A 20,090-nucleotide genomic window follows, 5' to 3' on the forward strand; every position below is an offset into this window, starting at 1 on the left:
CCCTCCGTTGTCCCGAGGATCGGCGCCATCCCGCAAAGTGACAAGCCGCGTCTTCCCGGACTCGGCGGAAATCTGCTATGATCACGAAAAGAGCAGCAGGAACCGCACACCCATGACCTTCGCCATGTTAAGTCTACTGCGATGAAACCAAATTTCGCATTGGATCTGTCGCACGACGGGATAAATCTGCTGCTGCGTGGCCGCAACGGCTGGCTGCGCGTGGGCGAGGTTGCGCTGGACGACCCGGACATGAACCAGGCGCTGCGCATGTTGCGCCGTTCTGCCGCCGATCTGGCGCAGGGCGGGCTGAGCAGCAAGCTGCTGATTCCCAATTCGCAGATCCTCTACACCCGGCTCAGGGCGCCCGGCCCCGATGACGACAGCCGCCGCGCGCAGATCCGCGCCGCGCTGGAGGGGCGCACCCCCTATGACGTGGACGATCTGGTGTTCGACTTCGTCGATACCAGCGAGCCGCAGGTCATGGTTGCGGTCGTCGCCCGCGCCACCCTGCAGGAGGCGGAGGATTTCGCCACCGAACACAGGCTCAACCCCGTCAGCTTCGCCGCGCGACCTGATCCTGCGCGCTTTGCCGGGGAGCCGTTTTTCGGCGAGACGCGTTATGCCGCCACGATCCTGAACGGCGCGGCGGTGGAACGCGACACCACGCCCGTCGTGGTTCGCGGGGCGGCCTCCTCCGATCCGTCGGCCTTCGCGGAGGCGGGCGCGGAGGCAGGCGCGGAAGGGTATGGCGCCGCGTCGTCCCCGCCCCCCGCCTCCGATGCGGAACCGGCGGAAGACCTCGGCGGGCCATCCGGGGCGGGCGAGGCCGGATCGGCTGTGTCCGAGCGCGACGCGCGCGTCGAAAGGGACGCTGCGAAGGGCGGTGATGGCGATCCGACGCCCCCTCCGGCAGATGACGCGCCGCCGCGTGCCGCGGCAGACCTAGACGAAGCAAAGCGTGCATCCGCGGCTGCGCCGCGGGCGGAGTCGGAAGAGGCGGCGCCGGTCGAGCCGGAGCGCGGGTTTGCCGAAGCCCCGACCGCATTTTCCTTCCGCTCGCGCAGGGACGCCGGGGCCAAGGACGGATCGACGCCGCCCTCGCTCGATCAGATCTCCTCGCGCATCCTCAAGCTCGCGGAGGCCGAGCGGCGGCTTTATACGCCCGTTCCGCCGAAAACCCCCGGCGCGGCACCGCTGACAAGCGCCGAGAAACCGGATCGCACGAGCGTCGATCTTGCCGAACCCGTCGCGCGCGGCGGTGACGCGCCCCGCGGCACGATTGAGACGCGGACCTCGGCAACCGGCGCCACGCGGGACAAGAGCACGGCGACCGCCGGCGCGCAGGCCTTCACGGAGGAGCCCGCCGATAAGACGGATGCCGCCATCCGGCCCGCCGACGGCACCGGGCAGGCAGCCGCAGGACGCCTCAACGCATCCGACGCGGGCGCATCCTCCGACACCGACCGGGGGCTGGGGGCGTTGCGCGCCACCCGGTCGACCGGCGCGGACAGCCGCATCGCGCCGCTGCCGGAGCTGCCCGAGACGTCGCCGCCCGTCGCGGCCCATCGGGTGCAAGCGCCCAGGCGCCCCGCTTTTTCCGCCGACGACCATACCCCCCCGCATGAGCCGCCCCCGGCGCCGCATATGCTTGCCGGGTTCATGGCGCGCAGTGCCAATCTGAAATCCGGGCGCGTCATCGGTGCCGCCAAGCCCGACCCCGAGGCGGAGGCGATGACCGTGTTCGGCGCGCGCCAATCGCAGCGTCCGCAGCGCAACCGCACCGGGCTGCTGCTGACGGCCGTGCTGGTTCTCGTGCTGATCGCCGTCGCGGCGCTGTCGTCGATGTACCTGGCGCCTTCGGTCGCCAATCTGTTCCGCGATCCGGCGCAGCTGATCGCGCAGGCGGAGCCGCCCGCCGCCGTGACGCCGTCGGTATCGCCCGCCGACGACACCGCCACCGCCCTTGTCGAAACCACGGCTGTCGAAACCACGGTGCGCCCGGTTGCGCCCGCGAAAACGCCGCCCGCACCGCAAGCCCAGCCGGTCACGGAGATCGTGGCCCGGGCCGAGGCGAGCGACATGCAGATCGCCGCCGTCGCCCCGGCAAAAGACACCGGGACGGCCGCGCTCGACACGCTCAACCTGGCGGGCGCGCCGCGCGGGCGCTCTGCCGTCGGCAACGCGCGGGCCTCCCGCCAAAGCTCGGGCCGCCTGCCCACGACGCGAGAGACCGAGCGTCGCTATGCGGCGACCGGGATCTGGCTGTTGCCGCCGCGCCAGTCGCCCACGCCCTCGCCGCGCACAGAGGTCAGCGACGGAATCGTTCTCGCCTCGATCGATCCGGTCAACCGTTCGCAGGACGCCCTCGCGCTGCCCGATGTGTTGCGCGACACCCAAGACACCCCCTATGGCGTGCCGCCCCTGCCGTCCGACACCACTGCCAGCCCCGCCGGGGCGACGGACACCGCGCGCGCCCTGCCCGCGGACGACCCCAGCCCGAATGCCGACCTGCGCGACCGCGCCGGCCCGCCGCCGGTGGTGAACGCGGCGAGCACCGCCAAGTACCGTCCGATCTATCGCCCGCGAACGGCGACGGCGACGGCGGCGGGCGCGGATACCGCTGGCCCTGACGCCCCTGCTGCCGCTGCCGACACCTCCGCGACGACGTCCGGATCGGCGCCCGGATCGACGCCCGGATCGGCACCCGCCTCCGCCGCCGCATCCATCTATGCGCCCACCGCGTCGCGGCCGGTGGTATCGGCGGCGAAGGCGGGCGATCCGCGCCCGTTGCCGCGCCCCGGAGGCGCCGCGCGTCCGGCGGATGCGCCCGGCGCTGCGGGGGGCACGTCCGCGAATGCGCCTGATGCGAAACCGGATCTGGAAAATGCCACGAAACAGGCGGTCGCGGCCTCCGCCGTGCCGGTCGACAGGCCCAACAACCTGCGAGAGGCCTTCGCCCGCCTGCAGGCCGCCCGCGAGAAGGAAGCCGCCGCCGCCCGCGCCCGTGCGCGCAAGACCAACACGCAGATCGCCACAACGCCGACCGTCGCCAGACAGGCGACCACCACGAACGCGATCCAGCTGGGTCAGGTCAGTCTGATCGGGGTCTACGGCAGCCCCTCCAAGCGCCGGGCGCTGGTGCGTCTGCCCTCGGGGCGCTTCGTCAAGGTGGAGGTGGGCGACAAGCTCGACGGGGCGCGCGTCTCGGGCATCGGGGCGGACTCGCTCCGGCTGAAAAAGGGCAGCCGGGATATGGTGCTTCGCATGCCGAAGGGCTGATCGCGACGCCGCGCCCCGCGTGGCGGCACGGCCATCGATACCTGCGCGTCGGCTCATTGCCATCGACGCATGGACATGACCCGGCGCCGCGGATTACCCTCGGATCTCATCGCCACGTCCCCACCGCAACAGGCGGGACCGACCCATAAACCGGTGCCGTCCGCCGGGTGTGACCAGTCGACCGTCCCGCCTGCCCCGTTGCCCGCCTCTGCCCCGCCTGCCCCAACCTGCCGGTTTCAGAAAGGAACACGATGGAAGCATTTCTGATCCCCGCCGCGGTTTATCTGGCGGCGGCCGTGGTGGCCGTACCGCTCGCCACGCGGCTGGGTCTGGGATCGGTTCTCGGGTATCTGCTGGCGGGCATCGCGATCGGCCCCTTGACCGGGCTGGTCGGCGAGGAAACGCAGGATCTGCAACATATCGCGGAATTCGGCGTGGTGATGATGCTTTTCGTCATCGGGCTGGAACTGGACCCCCGCGCGCTGTGGGAAATGCGCCACCGGCTGCTGGGCCTCGGCGGGTTGCAGGTGCTGGGCACCATGGGGGTCGTGACCTCGGGCGCGATGGCGCTGGGGATGGATTGGGAATCGGCGCTGGCGATAGGCATGGTCTTCGCCCTGTCTTCCACGGCGATCGTGTTGCAGACGCTCACGGAAAAGCGGCTGTTGCGCACCGCCGGCGGCAACGCGGGGTTTTCGGTCCTGCTCATGCAGGACATCGCCGTGATCCCGATGCTCACCTTGCTGCCGCTGCTGGCGCTGCCGCATGTCAACAACCTGGCCGCCGGCGGCAAGGGCGCGGCCGCGTCCGAGAAACTGGCGACGGCGGGCGGCAATTCCGGCGAGGCCAAGGTCGCCGCCGAGGCCGCGATGTCGGTCGTCGAAAGCATGCCCGGCTGGGGTGTGGCGCTGGTGACGCTGGCGGCGGTCGCCGGGATCATCCTTTTCGGCATCTTCGCCACCCGGCCGCTGTTTCGCTTTCTGCACATGGCCCGCCTGCGCGAGCTTTACGTGGCCTTCGCCCTGCTGACGGTCGTGGGCATCGCCGCGCTGATGATGATCGTGGGGCTGTCGCCCGCGCTGGGGACCTTTCTGGCCGGGGTGGTGCTGGCCAACTCGGAATTCCGGCATGAGCTGCAATCGGATATCGAGCCGTTCAAAGGCTTGTTTCTGGGACTTTTCTTCATCACCGTGGGCGCTGGCATCAACTTCACCGTGTTTTTCGCGGCCCCGGTCAAGCTGCTGGGGTTGACGCTGGCGATGATGGCCGCGAAGGGGATGGTTCTCTACCTGCTGGCGTTGGCGTTCCGCCTGCGCGGGCGCGACCGCTGGCTGTTCACGCTGGGTCTGGCCCAGGCAGGGGAATTTGGCTTCGTGCTGATATCGGTCGCGATCCAGCAGAATGTCGTGCCCTCCGCGACCGCCGAGGCGCTGCTGCTGATGGTGGCGCTTTCGATGCTGATCACGCCGCTCTTCTTCATCGTCTACGAGGCCCTGTCGGCCAGGATCGGCGATGCGGCGGAAAGCCAGGCCGCCGATGAGATCGACGAGAAGGGAGAGGTCATCATCGCGGGCGTCGGCCGCTTCGGCCAGGTCATCAACCGTCTGGTGCAGGGATCGGGCTATCGCACGGTGGTGCTGGACCACAACCTGAAGACCATCCAGCTTATGCGGCGGTTCGGGTTCAAGGGGTTCTTCGGCGATCCCGGACGGCCCGAGCTGCTTCATGCCGCGGGGCTTATGGAGGCCCGCGTGCTGATCGTGGCGCTGGACGATCCGCAGGCGGCCACGCGGCTGGTCGACTATGCGCGGCGCACCCGCCCCGACCTGCACATCATCGCGCGCGCGCGCGACCGCGTGCATGTCTATGAGCTCTACCGCGCCGGGGCCGATGAAATCGTGAGGGAGCTTTTCGACAGCGCCCTGCGCGCGGGGCGCTATGCGCTCGAACGGCTGGGGCTGTCGGATTTCGAGGCGCGCGAAACCGCCCGGTCGTTCTACCGCCTCGACCGCGCCGCGTTGCGCGATCTGGCGGAGCTTTGGACGCCGGACACCGAGATGGGCGAGAACTCCGCCTATATCGAACGCTCCAAGCAGCTGAACAAGGAGCTGGAGGCCGCGCTCGTCACGCAGATCAGGGACCGCCGCCGCAAGAACCGCGACCCGGAGGACGAGCACGAGGCCTGAGCCCCGCTGAGGCGACCCGCAGCCCGCGCGCAGGGTCAGGCGTCGGACACGCCTGCCTCCGCGAAGGTGGCCATGCCGCTGTGGCAGGCCAGCGCCCCGCGCACCACGCCGATGGCCAGCGCCGCGCCCGAGCCTTCGCCAAGCCGCATCCCCAGATCCAGCAACGGGCGTTTGCCGAGCGCCTCCAGCAGGCGGCCGTGGGCGCCCTCGGCCGACAGATGCCCCGCGATGGCGTGATCCAGCGCCCCCGGTGCCGCGCGATGCAGGACCAGCGCGGCGGCGCAGCAGATGAATCCGTCCAGAAGGACCGGGATGCGACGCATCCGCGCGGCGGCGATCGCGCCCGCAATGGCGGCCAGTTCCCGCCCCCCCAGACGGCACAGCACCTCGAGCGGCCGGTCCAGCACGTCGCGATGCCCCGACAGCCCCGAGGCCACCGCCTGCGCCTTGAGACGGAGCGCGGCGTCGTTGATTCCGGTGCCGCGCCCGACCCATTCCTCGGGGGCACCGCCCAGCAGCGCCGCGGCAATGGCGGCGGCGGCGGTGGTGTTTCCGATCCCCATGTCGCCCGCGATGAACAGATCCGTGTCGGCGCCTACCGCGCCATAGCCCCGGCGCAGCGCCTCGAGACATTCATCGGCGGACATCGCGGGGCCACGGGTGAAATCGCCCGTGGGGCGGTCCAGATCCAGCGCCACGACATCCAGCCGCGCGCCGAAACAGGCGGCAAGCTGGTTGATCGCCGCCCCGCCGGCCTCGAAATTCGTGACCATCTGCGCCGTCACCTCGGCCGGGAAGGCCGAGACGCCGCGCAGCGCGACCCCATGGTTTCCCGCAAAGACGACCACCTGCGGATTGCGCAGCAAGGGGCGCGGATCGCCGCGCCAGGATGCGAACCAGATCGCCAACTCCTCCAGCCGTCCCAATGCGACCGGAGGCTTGGTCAGCGTCCCGTTGCGCCGTTCCGCCGCAGCCTTCGCCGTTGCATCCGGGCCGGGCAGCTCCCTCAGCAGCTCAAGAAATTCGGAAAGGGAGGAGAAGGGAATGTCTTGCATGGAGTCACTCGTTGCCTGAGGCTGCGGTAGCGGTTACGCCGATCGGGATCGGCACGGAAAGGACATGCGGTGATGCCAGCGACGCGCAGCGACAGGTTTCGCATCGGTGATATTGCATGCGCCTTCAGCCTGCTGACGCGATTTCCTTCGCAATGCAACCCAAACCGTATGGCCGCCGCGGCATGGGCCTGGCCCGTTGCCGGGGCGACGGTCGGGGCGGCGGCCGCGGTGGTCGCGGCGGCCGTGCAGTTCGCCGAACTGCCCGCAAGCCTGGCCGCCGCGATCGCCATGGCAACTTCGGCGGCGCTGACCGGGGCGATGCATGAGGACGGGCTTGCCGACACCGCCGACGGTTTCTGGGGCGGGCGCAATCGCGCAAGACGGTTGGAGATCATGAAGGACAGCCGGGTCGGCACCTATGGTGTGCTGGCGCTGATCCTGTCGCTGCTGGCGCGCTGGAGCTTGCTGACACCGCTGCTGGCGCTTCCCGGCGGGCTGTGGGCGCTGCCGGTGGTGGGTGCGGTCAGCCGCGCGCCGATGGCGGCCCTCGCGGCGGCGCTGCCCCATGCGCGCGCGGACGGGCTGTCGGCGCAGACCGGCCGCCCGCCCGATATCGCGGCCTGGGGGGCGGTGCTGCTGGCGGCAGTCGTCGCGCTGGTCTATCTGGGCTGGGCGCTCATCACGCTTGCCTTCTGGCTCACCGCCGTCATGCTGGCGGTGGCGGTGATCGCGCGGGCCAAGGTCGGCGGGCAGACCGGCGATGTGCTGGGCGCGACACAGCAGCTGGCGGAGATCGCGGCGCTTGCGGTACTGTTGAGCGCTTTGGCCTGATCCCGGCATGTCCCGTCCACCGGGGGGCGCGGCAAGCCGATTTCAGCCTCCGGCGGGGATATTTTTATCCAGAAGAAGCTGCTGAAAGGCGAAAGCCGCGGGGCTGCCGCGGCTTTCGGTGTTCGGGTCTTTTCGCAGGCGAGGTTTTCTCAGGTGAGGTTTTCGCAGGCGCCGCCGCGGATCACGCGGCGCGCGAGACCAGAACCTCATCGACCTTTTTCTGCGCGACATCCTCGTCGGAGCCGCTGACAGCGGCGACCTCGCGCGTCAGACGCTCCAGCGCGGCTTCGTAGAGCTGACGCTCGGAATAGCTTTGCTCGCGCTGATCGTCGGTCCGGTGCAGATCGCGCACCACTTCGGCGATGGAGATCAGATCGCCCGAGTTGATCTTTTGTTCATATTCCTGTGCGCGGCGCGACCACATCGCCTTTTTGACCTTGGCCTTGCCTTTCAGCGTGGCCATCGCGCGCGAAACGACATCGGGACTCGACAATGAGCGCATGCCCACTTCGGTCGCCTTGTTGGTGGGAACCCGCAGCGTCATCTTGTCCTTTTCGAAGGTGATGACGAAAAGTTCCAGCGTCAGCCCGGCGATTTCCTGCTCTTCGATCGAGACGATCTGGCCGACCCCATGCGCGGGGTAGACCACATAGTCGTTCGGACGGAATTCGGACTTTTTCGACTTACTCATGGCAGCAGCGATCCTTACAGTTGTGACCAGTCACCGAAACCGGCAGGACGGGCGGCGGAACCGCCCGGCCTGTCGGTTGATCAGGGTCGGCAAGAAACTCCCGGGGCGGGTGCAGCCCCACCGCGCGAGTTCAAGCGCATTTCACTCTTGCCATCCAATATAGCAGAAAATTGCCCTGTTCGGAAGCGCTGCATTGCAGAATAGCTTCGAGACGCAGGGTAATAAGGGGCATTTGCGGCTGCCCGGGCCGTCGTGATGCCGTCTTTCCGGCGCCGTTTCGCGAATCGGTCGGGCGCTCAGCCGCCCTCGCCCGGCTTTTCCGAAAACAGCTCGATCTTGCCTTCCTTGCCGTCCATCTCGTCAGCATTGGGCAGCGGATCTTTCTTGGTGATGATGACCGGCCATTGTTCGGAATACTTGCGGTTGAATTCGACCCATTTGTCGGTGTCGGGCTCGGTGTCCGGGCGGATCGCGTCCGCGGGGCATTCGGGTTCGCAGACGCCGCAATCGATGCATTCGTCGGGATGGATCACCAGCATGTTTTCGCCTTCGTAGAAGCAGTCCACCGGGCAGACTTCGACGCAGTCGGTGTATTTGCAGGCGATGCAGTTGTCGTTGACGATATAGGTCATGGGCTCGATCGCTTTCTTGTCGCTCGGCCGCTACCTATTCCCCTGCGAGATATCATTCAAGCGGGTCCGGGCGGGAAAGGTCGAGCTTTCGGCGATCGCGCTTGGTGGGACGCCCTTTTCCCGCCCGGACGGGACCATGCGAAACGGCTGTTCCCGCGCGCCCACCTCCGGCGTGCCCACCTCCGACGTGCTCGGCGGGCGAAGGATCGGGCTCCGGCGGGGAAAGATCATGGTAGAGCGCCTGCGCCTCCGCCGCCGGGCCGCGCCGTTCGGCCAGCCCCTCGATCCGCACGACGCGGACGCGGCGCGCCTGCGGGAAGGTCAGCGTATCGCCGGGGCCGACGGCGCGGGCGGGTTTGCCCGCACGCGCGCCGTTGACGCGCAGATGCCCGCCCGTCACCAGCTTGGCGGCCAGGCCGCGCGTCTTGAAGAACCGCGCATGCCACAGCCATTTGTCCACCCGCTGCGTCGGGCGCGGCCCTGGTGCTGCGGGTGGGGTCTGCGTGGCCAAGTTACTGCTTTTCCTTCAGCCCCATCAGCGCGGCGGCGAAGGGGTTGTCGGGATCGATCCGGTCCTTCCTGCGCTCGGGACGGGCCTGGAAGGTCTTGGGGCCTGCGTCGCGCTGATCCTTGCCGCCGGCCTTCGGACGTGGCTTGCCGCGTGGTTTGAATTTGCCGTCCGGCCTGCCGCCGGGTTTGTCACCGGACCGGCCGTTCGGCTTGCCACCGGCGGCCCGCTCGGGGCGGCGGTTGGGATTGGCCCGGCGCGCGGGCCGCGGGGCCCAGCGGAAGGTATAGAAAACCTCCATCTCTTTGGCAGCAGTATTGGCGGCAGCGGTATCGGCGGCAGCGGTATCGGACGCTTTTTCGGCATCTTCGGGGGCTGCTTCGGGCGCGCCTTCGGGGGCTGCTTCGGCGGCTGGGGCGGCCGCACTGCCGGGGGTCTCGTCGGGCACTTCGCTCGGCGGGGACTGCGGGGTTTCGGGCGGCTCTTGCACGGGGGCTTCGGCGGGCGGTGTGCCGGGGGCTTCCTGCGGGTCCTGCACGGGCGCCTCGGCGGGGGGCGTGGGCGGGGTTTCCGCGGGCGTGGGCACGGGCACCTCGATCGGAGCATCGCCCGGCACATCTGCGCCAGAGGCGACTGGCGTTGTCGCAGCCCCAGCTTCTGTCCCAACCACTGCCCCAGCCTCTGCTCCAGCCCCTCTGCCCTCGTCGGGCGCCTGCGCCGCCGGATCGGGGGCAGCGGCGGCGCGCGCCTTTGCGCGTTCAGCGCGCTCGGCGGCATAGCCCAGGCCCTGCATCAGGTCGGCGAATTGCTCCAGCGTCATGCCGGTGATCGACAGCATGTCGGGGTTGGCCTCGAAACCGCCGCGGGTATCCTGGGTGCGGATCAGATCGGCCAGCCGTTCCAGCATGTCGATGCGGATCGCGCGCCCGCCCGCCGGACGGTAGCCCGACATCGTGTAGGTGCCCTCGGGCACTTCGGGAACCACGGGGATCGTCACCAGCCCCGGCGGCGGGCTTTCGGGAAATTCGGACAGACCCTTCGAGAGCGACCACAGCACCAGCCGCAGACGCGTCGGCGCGGGTTTCAGCAGCGCGGGCAGAAACACCGTGAACTGGCCGAAGCGGATGCCATGCCTGCGCAGCGCGCCGCGCGCGGTCTGGTCCAGATCCTTGACCTCGGCGGCCACCTGATCGCGCGGCAGCACGCCCAGCGCCTCGACCATGCGGAAGGCGAAGCCGCGCGCCAGGCCGGTCAATTCCTCATCGCGCGACAGGTTCATCAGCGGCTCGAACAGGGTCGCGATGCGGCGATCGATGTAATGCTGCAGGCGGCGCTGCACCTTCTGGGTGACATCGGGCCCGGCCTCTTCGTCGACGAAGGCCTCGACCTGGGGCTTCAGCGGCTCGGACCCTGCGACGAGCTTGCCGACGGCATGTTCGCCCCACATCAGACCGCCCTGTTCGGTATAGTCCATCTCCGTATCCGGAGCGTTGTAGAACCGATCCGCGCGCAGGTGGAATTCCGGCGCCAGCGCGGCCACGGCGGCGCTGCGCAGCGTCTTGGCCTCATCCGGCGTGGCGCTGGTATCCTGGCGGAAGCGGAACCCTGCAAGACGGCCGACGAATTCGCCCTCCACCGTCACTTCACCCTTGTCGTTCACGTTGGCCACCAGGCCCTCCTTCTGCTTCAAGCGGCGCATCAAGACACTGGTGCGCCGGTCGACAAATCTTTGTGTCAGACGAATGTGAAGCGCATCTGACAGGCGATCTTCTACAGCGCGGGTCGCCTCGCGCCAATGGCTCATATCCTCGACCCAGCCTTTGCGTTGCGCCACATAGGTCCAGGTACGGATATAGGCCAATCGTTTGGAAAGTGCATCGATATCGCCGTCGGTACGGTCGATGCGCTGAATCTGGCGCGCCAGCCAGTCATCGGGCACACGGCCCGTGTCGCGCAGAAAGCCGAAGATGGTTTCCAGCAGACCGGCATGTTCGGCGGCCGAAATCCCGCGGAAATCGGGGATCCGGCAGACATCCCACAAAAGCCGCACGTCAAAGACGCCGCGCAGCCCGGCCGCCAGACCCGGCGCCTCCGCAAGGGTTTTCAGCGCCGACAGATCGTCCGATTCGCGGGTGCGCAGCAGCCACTCATCGTCGGTCGGCGCCTCGAGCGAGGCGATCAGCCGCGCGAGCGTGCTGTAGTCCAGGGCGGAATTGCGCCACTGCAACTTGCGAATCGGGGTGAAACGGTGGTTCTCGATCGCCTCCACCACCTCCTCCGACAGGGGGGCGGCCTCTCCGGTCACGCCGAAGCTGCCCGATTGCAGGTGCCGCCCCGCGCGACCGGCAATCTGCGCCAGCTCATTCGGGGCGAGCGGTCGCATCCGGCGGCCATCGAACTTGGTGGTCGCGGAAAAGGCGACATGGCGGATATCGAGGTTGAGCCCCATGCCGATGGCGTCGGTCGCGACCAGATAATCGACGTCGCCGTTCTGGTAGAGTTCGACCTGAGCGTTGCGCGTGCGCGGACTGAGCGCGCCCATCACCACCGCCGCGCCGCCCTTCTGCCGGCGCAGCAGCTCCGCGATGGCATAGACGTTTTCCACCGAAAATCCGACGATCGCGGAGCGCGCGGGCATCCGGCTGATCTTTTTCGAGCCGGTGTAGCTCAATTCCGAGAACCGCTCGCGCTGCATGAACCCGGCCTCGGGCACCAGCGCGGCGATCGCCTGGCGCATCGTGTCCGATCCCAGAAAGACGGTTTCCAGCAGGCCGCGCGCGTGCAGCAGCCGGTCGGTGAACACATGGCCGCGTTCGGGGTCGGCGCAAAGCTGCACCTCGTCCACGGCGACGAAATCGGCGCCGATTTCCTGTGGCATCGCCTCGACCGTGCACACCCAATATTGCGTGCGGTCCGGGACGATGCGTTCCTCGCCCGTCACCAGCGCCACGACCGAGGGTCCCCGGATCGCGACGATCCGGTCGTAGACCTCGCGCGCCAGCAACCGCAGCGGCAGGCCGATCACGCCGGTGCGATAGCTCAGCATCCGTTCGATCGCGTAATGTGTCTTGCCGGTGTTCGTCGGGCCAAGGACGGCCGTGATCCGGTGGTGCTGGTCGCGCATCGCCTGTTCCCGAGCCTTGTTCGCCTGTGCCTGAACCGGTGCCGCGCCCGGACCTTTTCGTTTCCTTCGCGGGCTTCGACAAACCTATGACGACGCCGCATCCGGCACCGCCGATACGCGTAGCCGCGCCCGCAGCCCGTCCCGCCAGGCTAGAGTTCGGTGCCCTCGACCTGAGGTTCAAGCCTTTCCACCGCTTCTTTTAGGTCCGGGCGATTGGGATGTATAGCGCGGGCCGCGCGATAGGCCGCCAGCGCATCCTTGTTGTCCTTCATCTCCTCAAGGGTCAGGCCCAGCCCGGTCAGCGCGCCGAAATGTCGGGGGTTGAGCGCCAGCACATGCCGGATGTCGCCGATCGCAAGGCCGAAGCGTCCCAGCTGGAAATAGGCCGAGGCGCGGGCGTTCCACGCTTCGGCGAAATCGGGGGCGTGATCGATCAGCGCGCTGAAATGCTGCACGGCGTCCTGCGGCCTGCCCTCGTCCAGCGCCTGCCTGCCACGCTCCAGCAGCAGATCCATCGATGCGGAGCCGGAATGCGACCAGGCGGTCAGGATCTGCCTCTCGACCAATTCCCAGCCGTCCAGCCCCGGCTGCGACAGCCGGTCGAGCAGCGAATCCACGTCGCTGCCTTGTCCGGCGGCAGGCAGGGCATATGTCAAACAGGCGAAGGCTGCCGCCACGACATAATTGGCAAACGGGAATGCTGACCTCATAACGGGACCAGCTTAACCCGACCGGCGGAAAATGAAATAGCGCAGCCGGTCAAATTTAAAGGATATCACGATATGAGCGACGTAATCGAACAGGCCGTGAACGCGCTGAACGCCCGGCTGGACGGCAGCTTCGACGGCTCCGCGAAATTCGTCATCGAGGACGAAGGCTCCATCATGCTCGACGATGCCGGCGCGCGGGCCGGTGACGGCGATGCCGATTGCACCATGACCGCCGACGCGGATACCTTTCAGTCGATCCTGAGCGGCGATACCAACGCGACCGGCGCGTTCATGTCGGGCAAGCTCAAGGTCGACGGCGACATGGGCACCGCGATGCGGCTGGGCAGTGCGCTGGCGTAACGTGGAACGGGCGCCGCTCTACAACGATGTGACGACGACGCCGCTTCCGGGGCGAGGCTATTGGCTGAGCTGCACGGACGGCGTGCGCATCCGGGCGGGCGTCTGGGCCGACCCCCGCGCGGACGGAGGCGCGGCTTCGGACGCGACGCCCCCCGGCCGGGCGGGCGTCGACGCAGGCGCGCTTGCGAAAAAGACGACCGACAGGGGCACGGCCGATGCGACCGGCAGGGGCGTTCCCACCGACCGGGGCACCGTGCTGCTGTTTCCCGGTCGTACCGAATACGTCGAGAAATACGGCCCCGCCGCGGCCGAATTCGCGGCAGGCGGCTATGCCACCGTCGCGGTGGACTGGCGCGGCCAAGGGCTGGCCGACCGCCTGGGCGAGGACCGCGGCCTGGGGCACGTCCGCGCCTTTGCCGATTACCAGACGGACGTGCGCGCGGTGATCGAGCTTGCCACGCAGCTGGACCTGCCGCGGCCCTGGTTCCTGCTGGGCCACAGCATGGGCGGCGCGATCGCCTTTCGCGCGCTGATCGAGGGGCTGGCGCCTGCCGCCGCCTGCCTGTCGGCGCCCATGCTCGGCATCCGCATTTCCGCCGCGCTGCGCCCGATCGCCTGGGGCATCGGATGGACCTCCGAATACCACGCGAAGATGGCGCTGAGCTTCGCGCCCGGATCGCGCAGCGAAAGCTATGTCGCCACGGCGCCCTTCGATGACAACATGCTGACGACCGACCAGGCGATGTACAAATACATGCGCCACCAGATCGCGCAGCACCCCGATCTCGCCCTTGGCGGTCCCAGCATCGGCTGGGTCTACACCGCCCTGCGCGAATGCCGGGCGCTGGAACGGGTCGAATCGCCCGCCGTGCCCAGCCTCTGTTTCGTCGGCTCGCGCGAGAAAATCGTGGACACCGCCGCGATCCGCCGCCGCGCCGCCCGCTGGCCCGAGGCGGAGCTGATCGAGGTGCCGGGCGGCGAGCATGAGGTGATGATGGAAGCGCCCACGCTGCGCCGAATGTTCTTTGACCGCACGCTGGCCCATTTCGACGCGCACCGCTGAATGCCGCCCCGACGGAGGCGAGACGCCCGCCCCCCGTCGCTCTCTCTCTTCATGCTGCCCCGGCCGGGTCCGCGCAGGTTCGATCACGCGCGACAGCGCGGACCGGATTTCGCGGATCAGTTGGCCTTCCCCCCTGCGAGCCGGGCCGCGCGCGGACAACACCCCTGTCTTTAGCTATCGATCGCGCTATCTGCGCCGGAATGGACCAGACCGGACGAGACGGGGAGAGAGAGCGGCGATGAGCGCACCTGTGCTGAGCTTCACCGAGAGTGGCATCTACTGCGCGGCGGGCGATTTCTTCATCGATCCCTGGCGCCCCGTCGACCGGGCGCTGATCACCCACGGCCATGCCGACCACGCCCGCCCCGGCCACGCGCGCTACCTGGCGACCCGCGCGGCCGCGCCGGTGATGCGCCACCGGCTGGGCGACATCGCGCTGGAGACGGTCGACTACGGCGAGACGCGCGAAATCCGTGGCGTGCGGGTGTCCTATCACCCGGCGGGCCATGTCCCCGGCTCCGCCCAGATCCGGGTGGAGCACCGCGGCGAGGTCTGGGTGGTCTCGGGCGACTACAAGACCACCCCCGACGGGCTGAGCGAGCCGTTCGAGCCGCTGCGCTGCCATGCCTTCATCAGCGAATGCACCTTTGGGCTGCCGGTGTTCAAATGGACCCCGCAGGATGAGGTGACGGCCCAGATCAACGAGTGGTGGCAAGCCAACCGCGCCGCCGGACGCGCCAGCATCATCGGCGCCTATGCCCTGGGCAAGGCGCAGCGCATCCTGGCCAATGTGGATGCCTCGATCGGCCCCATCCTGACGCATGGCGCGGTGGAAAATACCAATGAGGTGATGCGCGCCCAGGGCATCGCCCTGCCCGAGACGATCCGCGTGACGCCCGAGACCGACGCGAGAAACCACGGCGGCGCGCTGGTGGTGGCCACGCCCTCGGCGCTGGGCACGCCCTGGGCGCGGCGGTTCGGGCCTGCCTCGACCGGCTTTGCCTCGGGGTGGATGGCGCTGCGCGGCGTGCGGCGGCGGCGGGCGGCGGATCGGGGCTTTGTGATGTCCGACCACGCGGATTGGCAGGGGCTGAACGACGCCATCGCCCAGACCGGCGCGGAGCGGATATTCGTCACCCACGGCTATACCACGATCTTTCGCCGCTGGCTGGAAAGCCGCGGTTACGACGCGCAGGTCGTCGAGACGGAATATGAGGGCGAGGCGCTGGAGGAGCGCGAGGAGGCCGCGGAAACCGGCAACGCGGCCGCGGCTGTCCCGTCCCCGGATGCCGCGCCATGAAACGCTTCGCCGCGCTTTTCACCGCGCTTGACCAGACCACCAAGACAACGCGCAAGGTGGACGCGCTGGCCGCCTATTTCGCCGAGGCGCCGGAGGCCGACCGCCTTTGGACCATCGCGCTGCTGTCGGGGCGCCGCCCGCGCCGGGGCGTGACCACGACGCTTCTGCGCCGCTGGGCGGCCGAACGCGCGGGCCTGCCGCTGTGGCTGTTCGAGGAATCCTACCCCATCGTCGGCGATCTGGCGGAGACCATCGCCCTGATCCTGCCCGAGGCGCAGGCCGACAGCGACGCGCCGCTGGCCTATTGGATCGACTACACCAAGCAGCTTGGCCCCCTGCCCGAAGAGGAGAAGCGCCAGCGCATCCTCGACGCCTGGGACAGGCTGGCCCATACCGAGCGCTTCGTCTTCAACAAGCTGATCACCGGCGGCTTCCGCATGGGCGTCAGCCAGAAGCTGATGACCCGCGCCCTGTCGCGCGCCACCGGCATCGAGGAGGCGGAGCTGAGCCACCGGCTGATGGGCGAATGGACGCCCGAGACCACCAGCTACGCCGCGCTGATCGAGGAACACGACCCCGCCGCCAACCTGTCGCGCCCCTACCCGTTCTATCTGGCCTATCAGCTCGACGAGGGGCCCGAGGGGCTGGGCGATCCGGCGGATTGGGCGGCGGAATACAAATGGGACGGCATCCGCGGCCAGCTGATCCTGCGCGAGGGCCAGCATTTCCTGTGGTCGCGCGGCGAGGAGCTGGTGACCGACCGTTTCCCCGAGCTTGCCGCCGCCATGGATTTTCTGCCCCCCGGCACCGTGCTGGACGGCGAGCTGCTGGCCTGGACCGGCGGCATGGACGGCGCTCCGCTGCCGTTCAACACGCTGCAAAAGCGCATCGGGCGCAAGACCGTCCCGAAAAAGCTGCTGGCCGAGGCGCCCGTGGTGCTGCGCGCCTATGATTTGCTGGAGCATGAGGGCGAGGATATCCGCGCCCGCCCCTTCGCCGAACGCCGCGCGCGGCTGGACGGGCTGCTGGGCGGGCTGCCCGATGCCGCGAACCTGCGCCTGTCGCCGCTGCTGGATTTCGCCACCTGGGGCGATCTCGCCGCGCTGCGCGAGGTATCGCGCGAACGCGTGGCCGAGGGCGTGATGCTCAAGCGGCGCGGCTCGCCCTATCTGGCGGGCCGCAAGAAAGGCGACTGGTGGAAGTGGAAGGTCGACCCGCTGTCGATCGATGCGGTGCTGATCTACGCGCAGCAGGGATCGGGCCGCCGCGCCAATCTGTTCACCGATTTCACCTTCGCGGTGTGGAACGGAACCGAGCTGGTGCCGTTTACCAAGGCATATTCGGGTCTGACCGACGCCGAATTCCGCAAGATCACCGCCTGGGTGCGCCGCAACACGCAAGCCAAGTTCGGTCCCGTGCGCCAGGTCACGCCCGAGCATGTATTCGAAATCGCCTTCGAGGGCATTCAGGAAAGCACGCGCCACAAGTCGGGCATCGCCCTGCGGTTCCCCCGCATGGCCCGCTGGCGCCACGACAAGCCGAAAGAGGAGGCCAACACATTGGACGACCTGAAGGAGATGCTGCGCGCCTACGCGGGGACGGAGGCATGAGGGGCGCCGCGCTTTGGCTGACGGGCGGGCTGATCGTGCTTTTGAGCGTCGCCTCCCTGCTGCCCTTCATCGAGACCAACATCTGGTTCATCCGCTATCTCGACTTCCCGCGGATGCAGTTCGCGCTGGCGCTCATCGTGTTGCTGGCGGTTTTCGCGGCTCTGGGGGCGTTGATGCGCGGCTGGGGGCTGGCCGTCGCGGCGATGGCAGCCTTGGCGCTGGTCTATCACGGCTACCGGCTGTGGCCTTATCAGCCGATGGCGTCCCCGATGATCGAACGAACCGCCGACTGCCCCGCGGACCGGCAACTGCGCGTGATGGTGGCCAACGTCCGGCGCGGCAACGAAAAGCCGCAGCTGCTGCTTGATCTGGCGGGCGCGGAACGGCCGGATCTTCTGATCGTCATGGAAACCAATGAACGCTGGGACCGGGCCTTGCGCCCGCTCGACGCGCAGTTCGCCGAGCACGTCCAGAGCATACCCGACGATGCCACCTATTTCGGAATGCACCTCTTTTCGCGCCTGCCCCTGCGCGACAGCCAGGTGCGCTTTCCCTTCGGCGCCGACACGCCGCTGATCGTGGCCGAGGCGGCGCACCCGGCCGCGCCCGTCCGCCTGTTCGCCATCCACCCACGGCCGCCGCAGATGCTCCAGCCCTCCACCATGCGCGACGCGACTTTGCTGGAGGCCGCGCTGGAAGCCGCCGACAGCCCGACCCCCGCCATCTTGGCCGGCGATTTCAACGGCACCCCCTGGGAACGCACCACCCGCCGCGCGATGCGGCTGGGCGGGCTGGTCGACCCGCGCGTGGGCCGCGCGCCCATGAGCAGTTTCGATGCCGAAAGCCGCTGGATGAAATGGCCGCTGGACCAGATTCTGTGGCAGCGCGGCCTGGGGCTGGTGGATTTCACCGTGCTGCCCGACATCGGGTCCGACCACTATCCCGTGCGCGCCGATCTCTGCGTGGGCGAAATGGCGGATGCCCGCGTCGTGCCCGCCGCGCCCGACGACCGGCAGGAGGCCCGCACGGCGATCGAGGCCGCGCGCGCCCTGCCCGACGCCCCCGACAAGCGGACCCAGAACTGACGCGGCCCCGACCCAGGGCCCGACCCAGGGCCCGACCCAGGGCCCGACCTGGGGCTGACGTGGTCCTGCCCCCGGGCTGACGCGGGTTGAGCCTGCCGCGCCGCGATCATATCTTCTGTCACGAACGCAAGGACAAGAAAGCCTCGATGATGCAAAACCCTCTCCGCGACGCCGCCTCCGACACAGGGGCAGACGCCTTCGGCAATCTGCCCGAATGGGATCTGAGCGATCTCTACCCCGCGCCCGACGCGGCGGAGCTCAAGCGCGATCAGGATTGGCTGGAAGAGGCCTGCGAAAAATTCGCCGCCGACTATGAGGGCAAGCTGGATCGGCTGAACGCGGCCGAGATGCTCGATTGCGTGCTGCGCTACGAAAAGATCGATCTGATCAGCGGGCGGCTGATGTCCTTTGCCGGACTGCGCTATTACCAGAACACCACCGATCCCGAACGCGCCAAGTTCATGGCCGACATGCAGGACCGGATCACCAACTATACCACGCCGCTTGTCTTCTTCTCGCTGGAATTCAACCGTTTGCCGGACGAACATCTGACGCGGCTGACCGAGGGCAATGCCGATCTCGCCCGCTACAACCCTGTGTTCGAGCGGCTGCGCGCGATGCGTCCCTATCAGCTGTCCGACGAGCTGGAGAAATTCCTCCACGATCAGTCCACCGTCGGCGCCGCCGCCTGGAACCGGCTGTTCGACGAACATATGGCCGGGCTGGAATTCCACGTGGACGGCGAGGCAGGCGGCGAAGTTCTGGGGCTGGAGGCCACGCTGAACCTGCTGACCGACCACGACCGCGCCCGGCGCGAGGCCGCCGCCCGCGCCCTGGCCGAGGTGTTCCGCCGCGACGTCAAGCTTTTCGCCCGCGTGCACAACACCCTGACCAAGGAAAAGGAGATCGAGGACCGCTGGCGCGGGCTGGAGACGCCGCAAATGGGGCGCCACCTGGCCAACCACGTCGAACCGCAGGTCGTCGAGGCGCTGCGCGATGCGGTGGTCGCCGCCTACCCGCGCCTGTCGCACCGCTATTACAAGCTCAAGGCGAAATGGCTGGGGCTCGACCGGATGCAGGTCTGGGACCGCAACGCGCCGCTGCCCGCCGAAGACCAGAAGCTGGTCGGCTGGGACGAGGCGAAAGACACGGTGATGCAGGCCTACAACGCCTTTTCGCCGCGCATGGGCGAACTGGCCGAACCCTTCTTCGATCGCGGCTGGATCGACGCGGGCGTCAAACCCGGCAAGGCCCCCGGCGCCTTTGCGCATCCGACCGTGTCGGACGTGCACCCCTACGTCATGCTGAACTATCTGGGCAAACCGCGTGACGTGATGACCCTGGCGCATGAGCTGGGCCACGGCGTGCACCAGGTGCTGGCCGCCGGACAGGGCGAGCTGCTGTCGGCCACGCCGCTGACCCTGGCCGAAACCGCCAGCGTCTTCGGCGAGATGCTGACCTTCCGCAAGCTGCTGGACGCGGCGCAGACCAAGGCCGAACGCAAGACCCTGCTGGCGGGCAAGGTCGAGGACATGATCAACACGGTCGTGCGCCAGATCGCCTTTTACGATTTCGAATGCAAGCTGCACGCCGCGCGGCGCAACGGCGAGCTGACGCCCGATGACATCAACGCCCTGTGGATGAGCGTGCAGGCCG

General features: G+C 68.5%; 15 protein-coding genes. 9 read left to right on the forward strand and 6 right to left on the reverse strand.

The window, feature by feature from the left end:
* The first annotated feature begins 141 nt into the window (after positions 1–141).
* Both ACU0BR_RS07045 and ACU0BR_RS07050 read left to right on the forward strand, forming a co-directional pair.
* Positions 142–3,279 (forward strand): hypothetical protein, encoded by a 3,138-nt coding sequence (locus tag ACU0BR_RS07045; RefSeq protein ID WP_446156140.1) that lies wholly within the window; start codon positions 142–144, stop codon positions 3,277–3,279.
* Positions 3,280–3,530: 251 nt separating this feature from the next.
* Positions 3,531–5,465, forward strand: a complete 1,935-nt coding sequence (locus ACU0BR_RS07050; protein ID WP_446156141.1) for a cation:proton antiporter domain-containing protein — start codon at positions 3,531–3,533, stop codon at positions 5,463–5,465.
* Between the two features lie 35 nt (positions 5,466–5,500).
* On the opposite strand, the gene cobT is transcribed toward ACU0BR_RS07050, so the two are convergent.
* Positions 5,501–6,520 (reverse strand): nicotinate-nucleotide--dimethylbenzimidazole phosphoribosyltransferase, encoded by a 1,020-nt coding sequence (cobT, locus tag ACU0BR_RS07055; protein WP_446156142.1) that lies wholly within the window; start codon positions 6,518–6,520, stop codon positions 5,501–5,503.
* A gap of 72 nt (positions 6,521–6,592) precedes the next feature.
* Between cobT and cobS the strand changes: the two genes are divergently transcribed.
* Positions 6,593–7,351: an adenosylcobinamide-GDP ribazoletransferase gene (gene cobS / locus ACU0BR_RS07060; protein ID WP_446156143.1), complete on the forward strand. Its 759-nt coding sequence runs from the start codon at positions 6,593–6,595 to the stop codon at positions 7,349–7,351.
* A gap of 181 nt (positions 7,352–7,532) precedes the next feature.
* On the opposite strand, the gene ACU0BR_RS07065 is transcribed toward cobS, so the two are convergent.
* From ACU0BR_RS07065 to ACU0BR_RS07085, 5 genes are all read right to left on the reverse strand, one after another.
* Positions 7,533–8,042, reverse strand: a complete 510-nt coding sequence (locus ACU0BR_RS07065) for a CarD family transcriptional regulator (RefSeq protein ID WP_446156144.1) — start codon at positions 8,040–8,042, stop codon at positions 7,533–7,535.
* A gap of 296 nt (positions 8,043–8,338) precedes the next feature.
* Positions 8,339–8,674, reverse strand: a complete 336-nt coding sequence (fdxA, locus tag ACU0BR_RS07070) for a ferredoxin FdxA (RefSeq protein ID WP_446156145.1) — start codon at positions 8,672–8,674, stop codon at positions 8,339–8,341.
* Between the two features lie 52 nt (positions 8,675–8,726).
* Positions 8,727–9,185 (reverse strand): RNA-binding S4 domain-containing protein, encoded by a 459-nt coding sequence (locus ACU0BR_RS07075; protein WP_446156146.1) that lies wholly within the window; start codon positions 9,183–9,185, stop codon positions 8,727–8,729.
* 1 nt (position 9,186) lies between these two features.
* Positions 9,187–12,306: a helicase-related protein gene (locus ACU0BR_RS07080; RefSeq protein WP_446156147.1), complete on the reverse strand. Its 3,120-nt coding sequence runs from the start codon at positions 12,304–12,306 to the stop codon at positions 9,187–9,189.
* A gap of 149 nt (positions 12,307–12,455) precedes the next feature.
* Entirely contained in the window at positions 12,456–12,923 is a 468-nt protein-coding gene (locus ACU0BR_RS07085) for a tetratricopeptide repeat protein (protein ID WP_446156148.1), read from the reverse strand.
* Between the two features lie 165 nt (positions 12,924–13,088).
* Here ACU0BR_RS07085 and ACU0BR_RS07090 point away from each other — a divergent pair, with 165 nt between their 5' ends.
* The 6 genes from ACU0BR_RS07090 to ACU0BR_RS07115 form a co-directional block, all read left to right on the forward strand.
* Positions 13,089–13,376: an SCP2 sterol-binding domain-containing protein gene (locus tag ACU0BR_RS07090; RefSeq protein ID WP_446156149.1), complete on the forward strand. Its 288-nt coding sequence runs from the start codon at positions 13,089–13,091 to the stop codon at positions 13,374–13,376.
* A complete protein-coding gene (locus ACU0BR_RS07095; RefSeq protein ID WP_446156150.1) occupies positions 13,363–14,439 on the forward strand; it encodes an alpha/beta fold hydrolase in 1,077 nt (358 codons plus the stop codon). Before ACU0BR_RS07090 ends, ACU0BR_RS07095 begins: the two co-directional genes overlap by 14 nt.
* A 238-nt stretch (positions 14,440–14,677) precedes the next feature.
* Positions 14,678–15,739, forward strand: coding sequence for a ligase-associated DNA damage response exonuclease (locus ACU0BR_RS07100; protein WP_446156151.1), 1,062 nt, complete (start codon positions 14,678–14,680; stop codon positions 15,737–15,739).
* Positions 15,736–17,349, forward strand: coding sequence for an ATP-dependent DNA ligase (locus tag ACU0BR_RS07105; RefSeq protein ID WP_446156152.1), 1,614 nt, complete (start codon positions 15,736–15,738; stop codon positions 17,347–17,349). The genes ACU0BR_RS07100 and ACU0BR_RS07105 overlap by 4 nt, the downstream gene beginning before the upstream one ends.
* Complete coding sequence (locus ACU0BR_RS07110) at positions 17,346–18,434, forward strand: endonuclease/exonuclease/phosphatase family protein (RefSeq protein WP_446156153.1); 1,089 nt, start codon at positions 17,346–17,348, stop codon at positions 18,432–18,434. Before ACU0BR_RS07105 ends, ACU0BR_RS07110 begins: the two co-directional genes overlap by 4 nt.
* Positions 18,435–18,583: 149 nt before the next feature.
* On the forward strand, positions 18,584–20,090 hold a 1,507-nt coding region (locus ACU0BR_RS07115; RefSeq protein WP_446156154.1), incomplete at its 3' end, for a M3 family oligoendopeptidase.

This window comes from Brevirhabdus sp., from assembly GCF_052826345.1.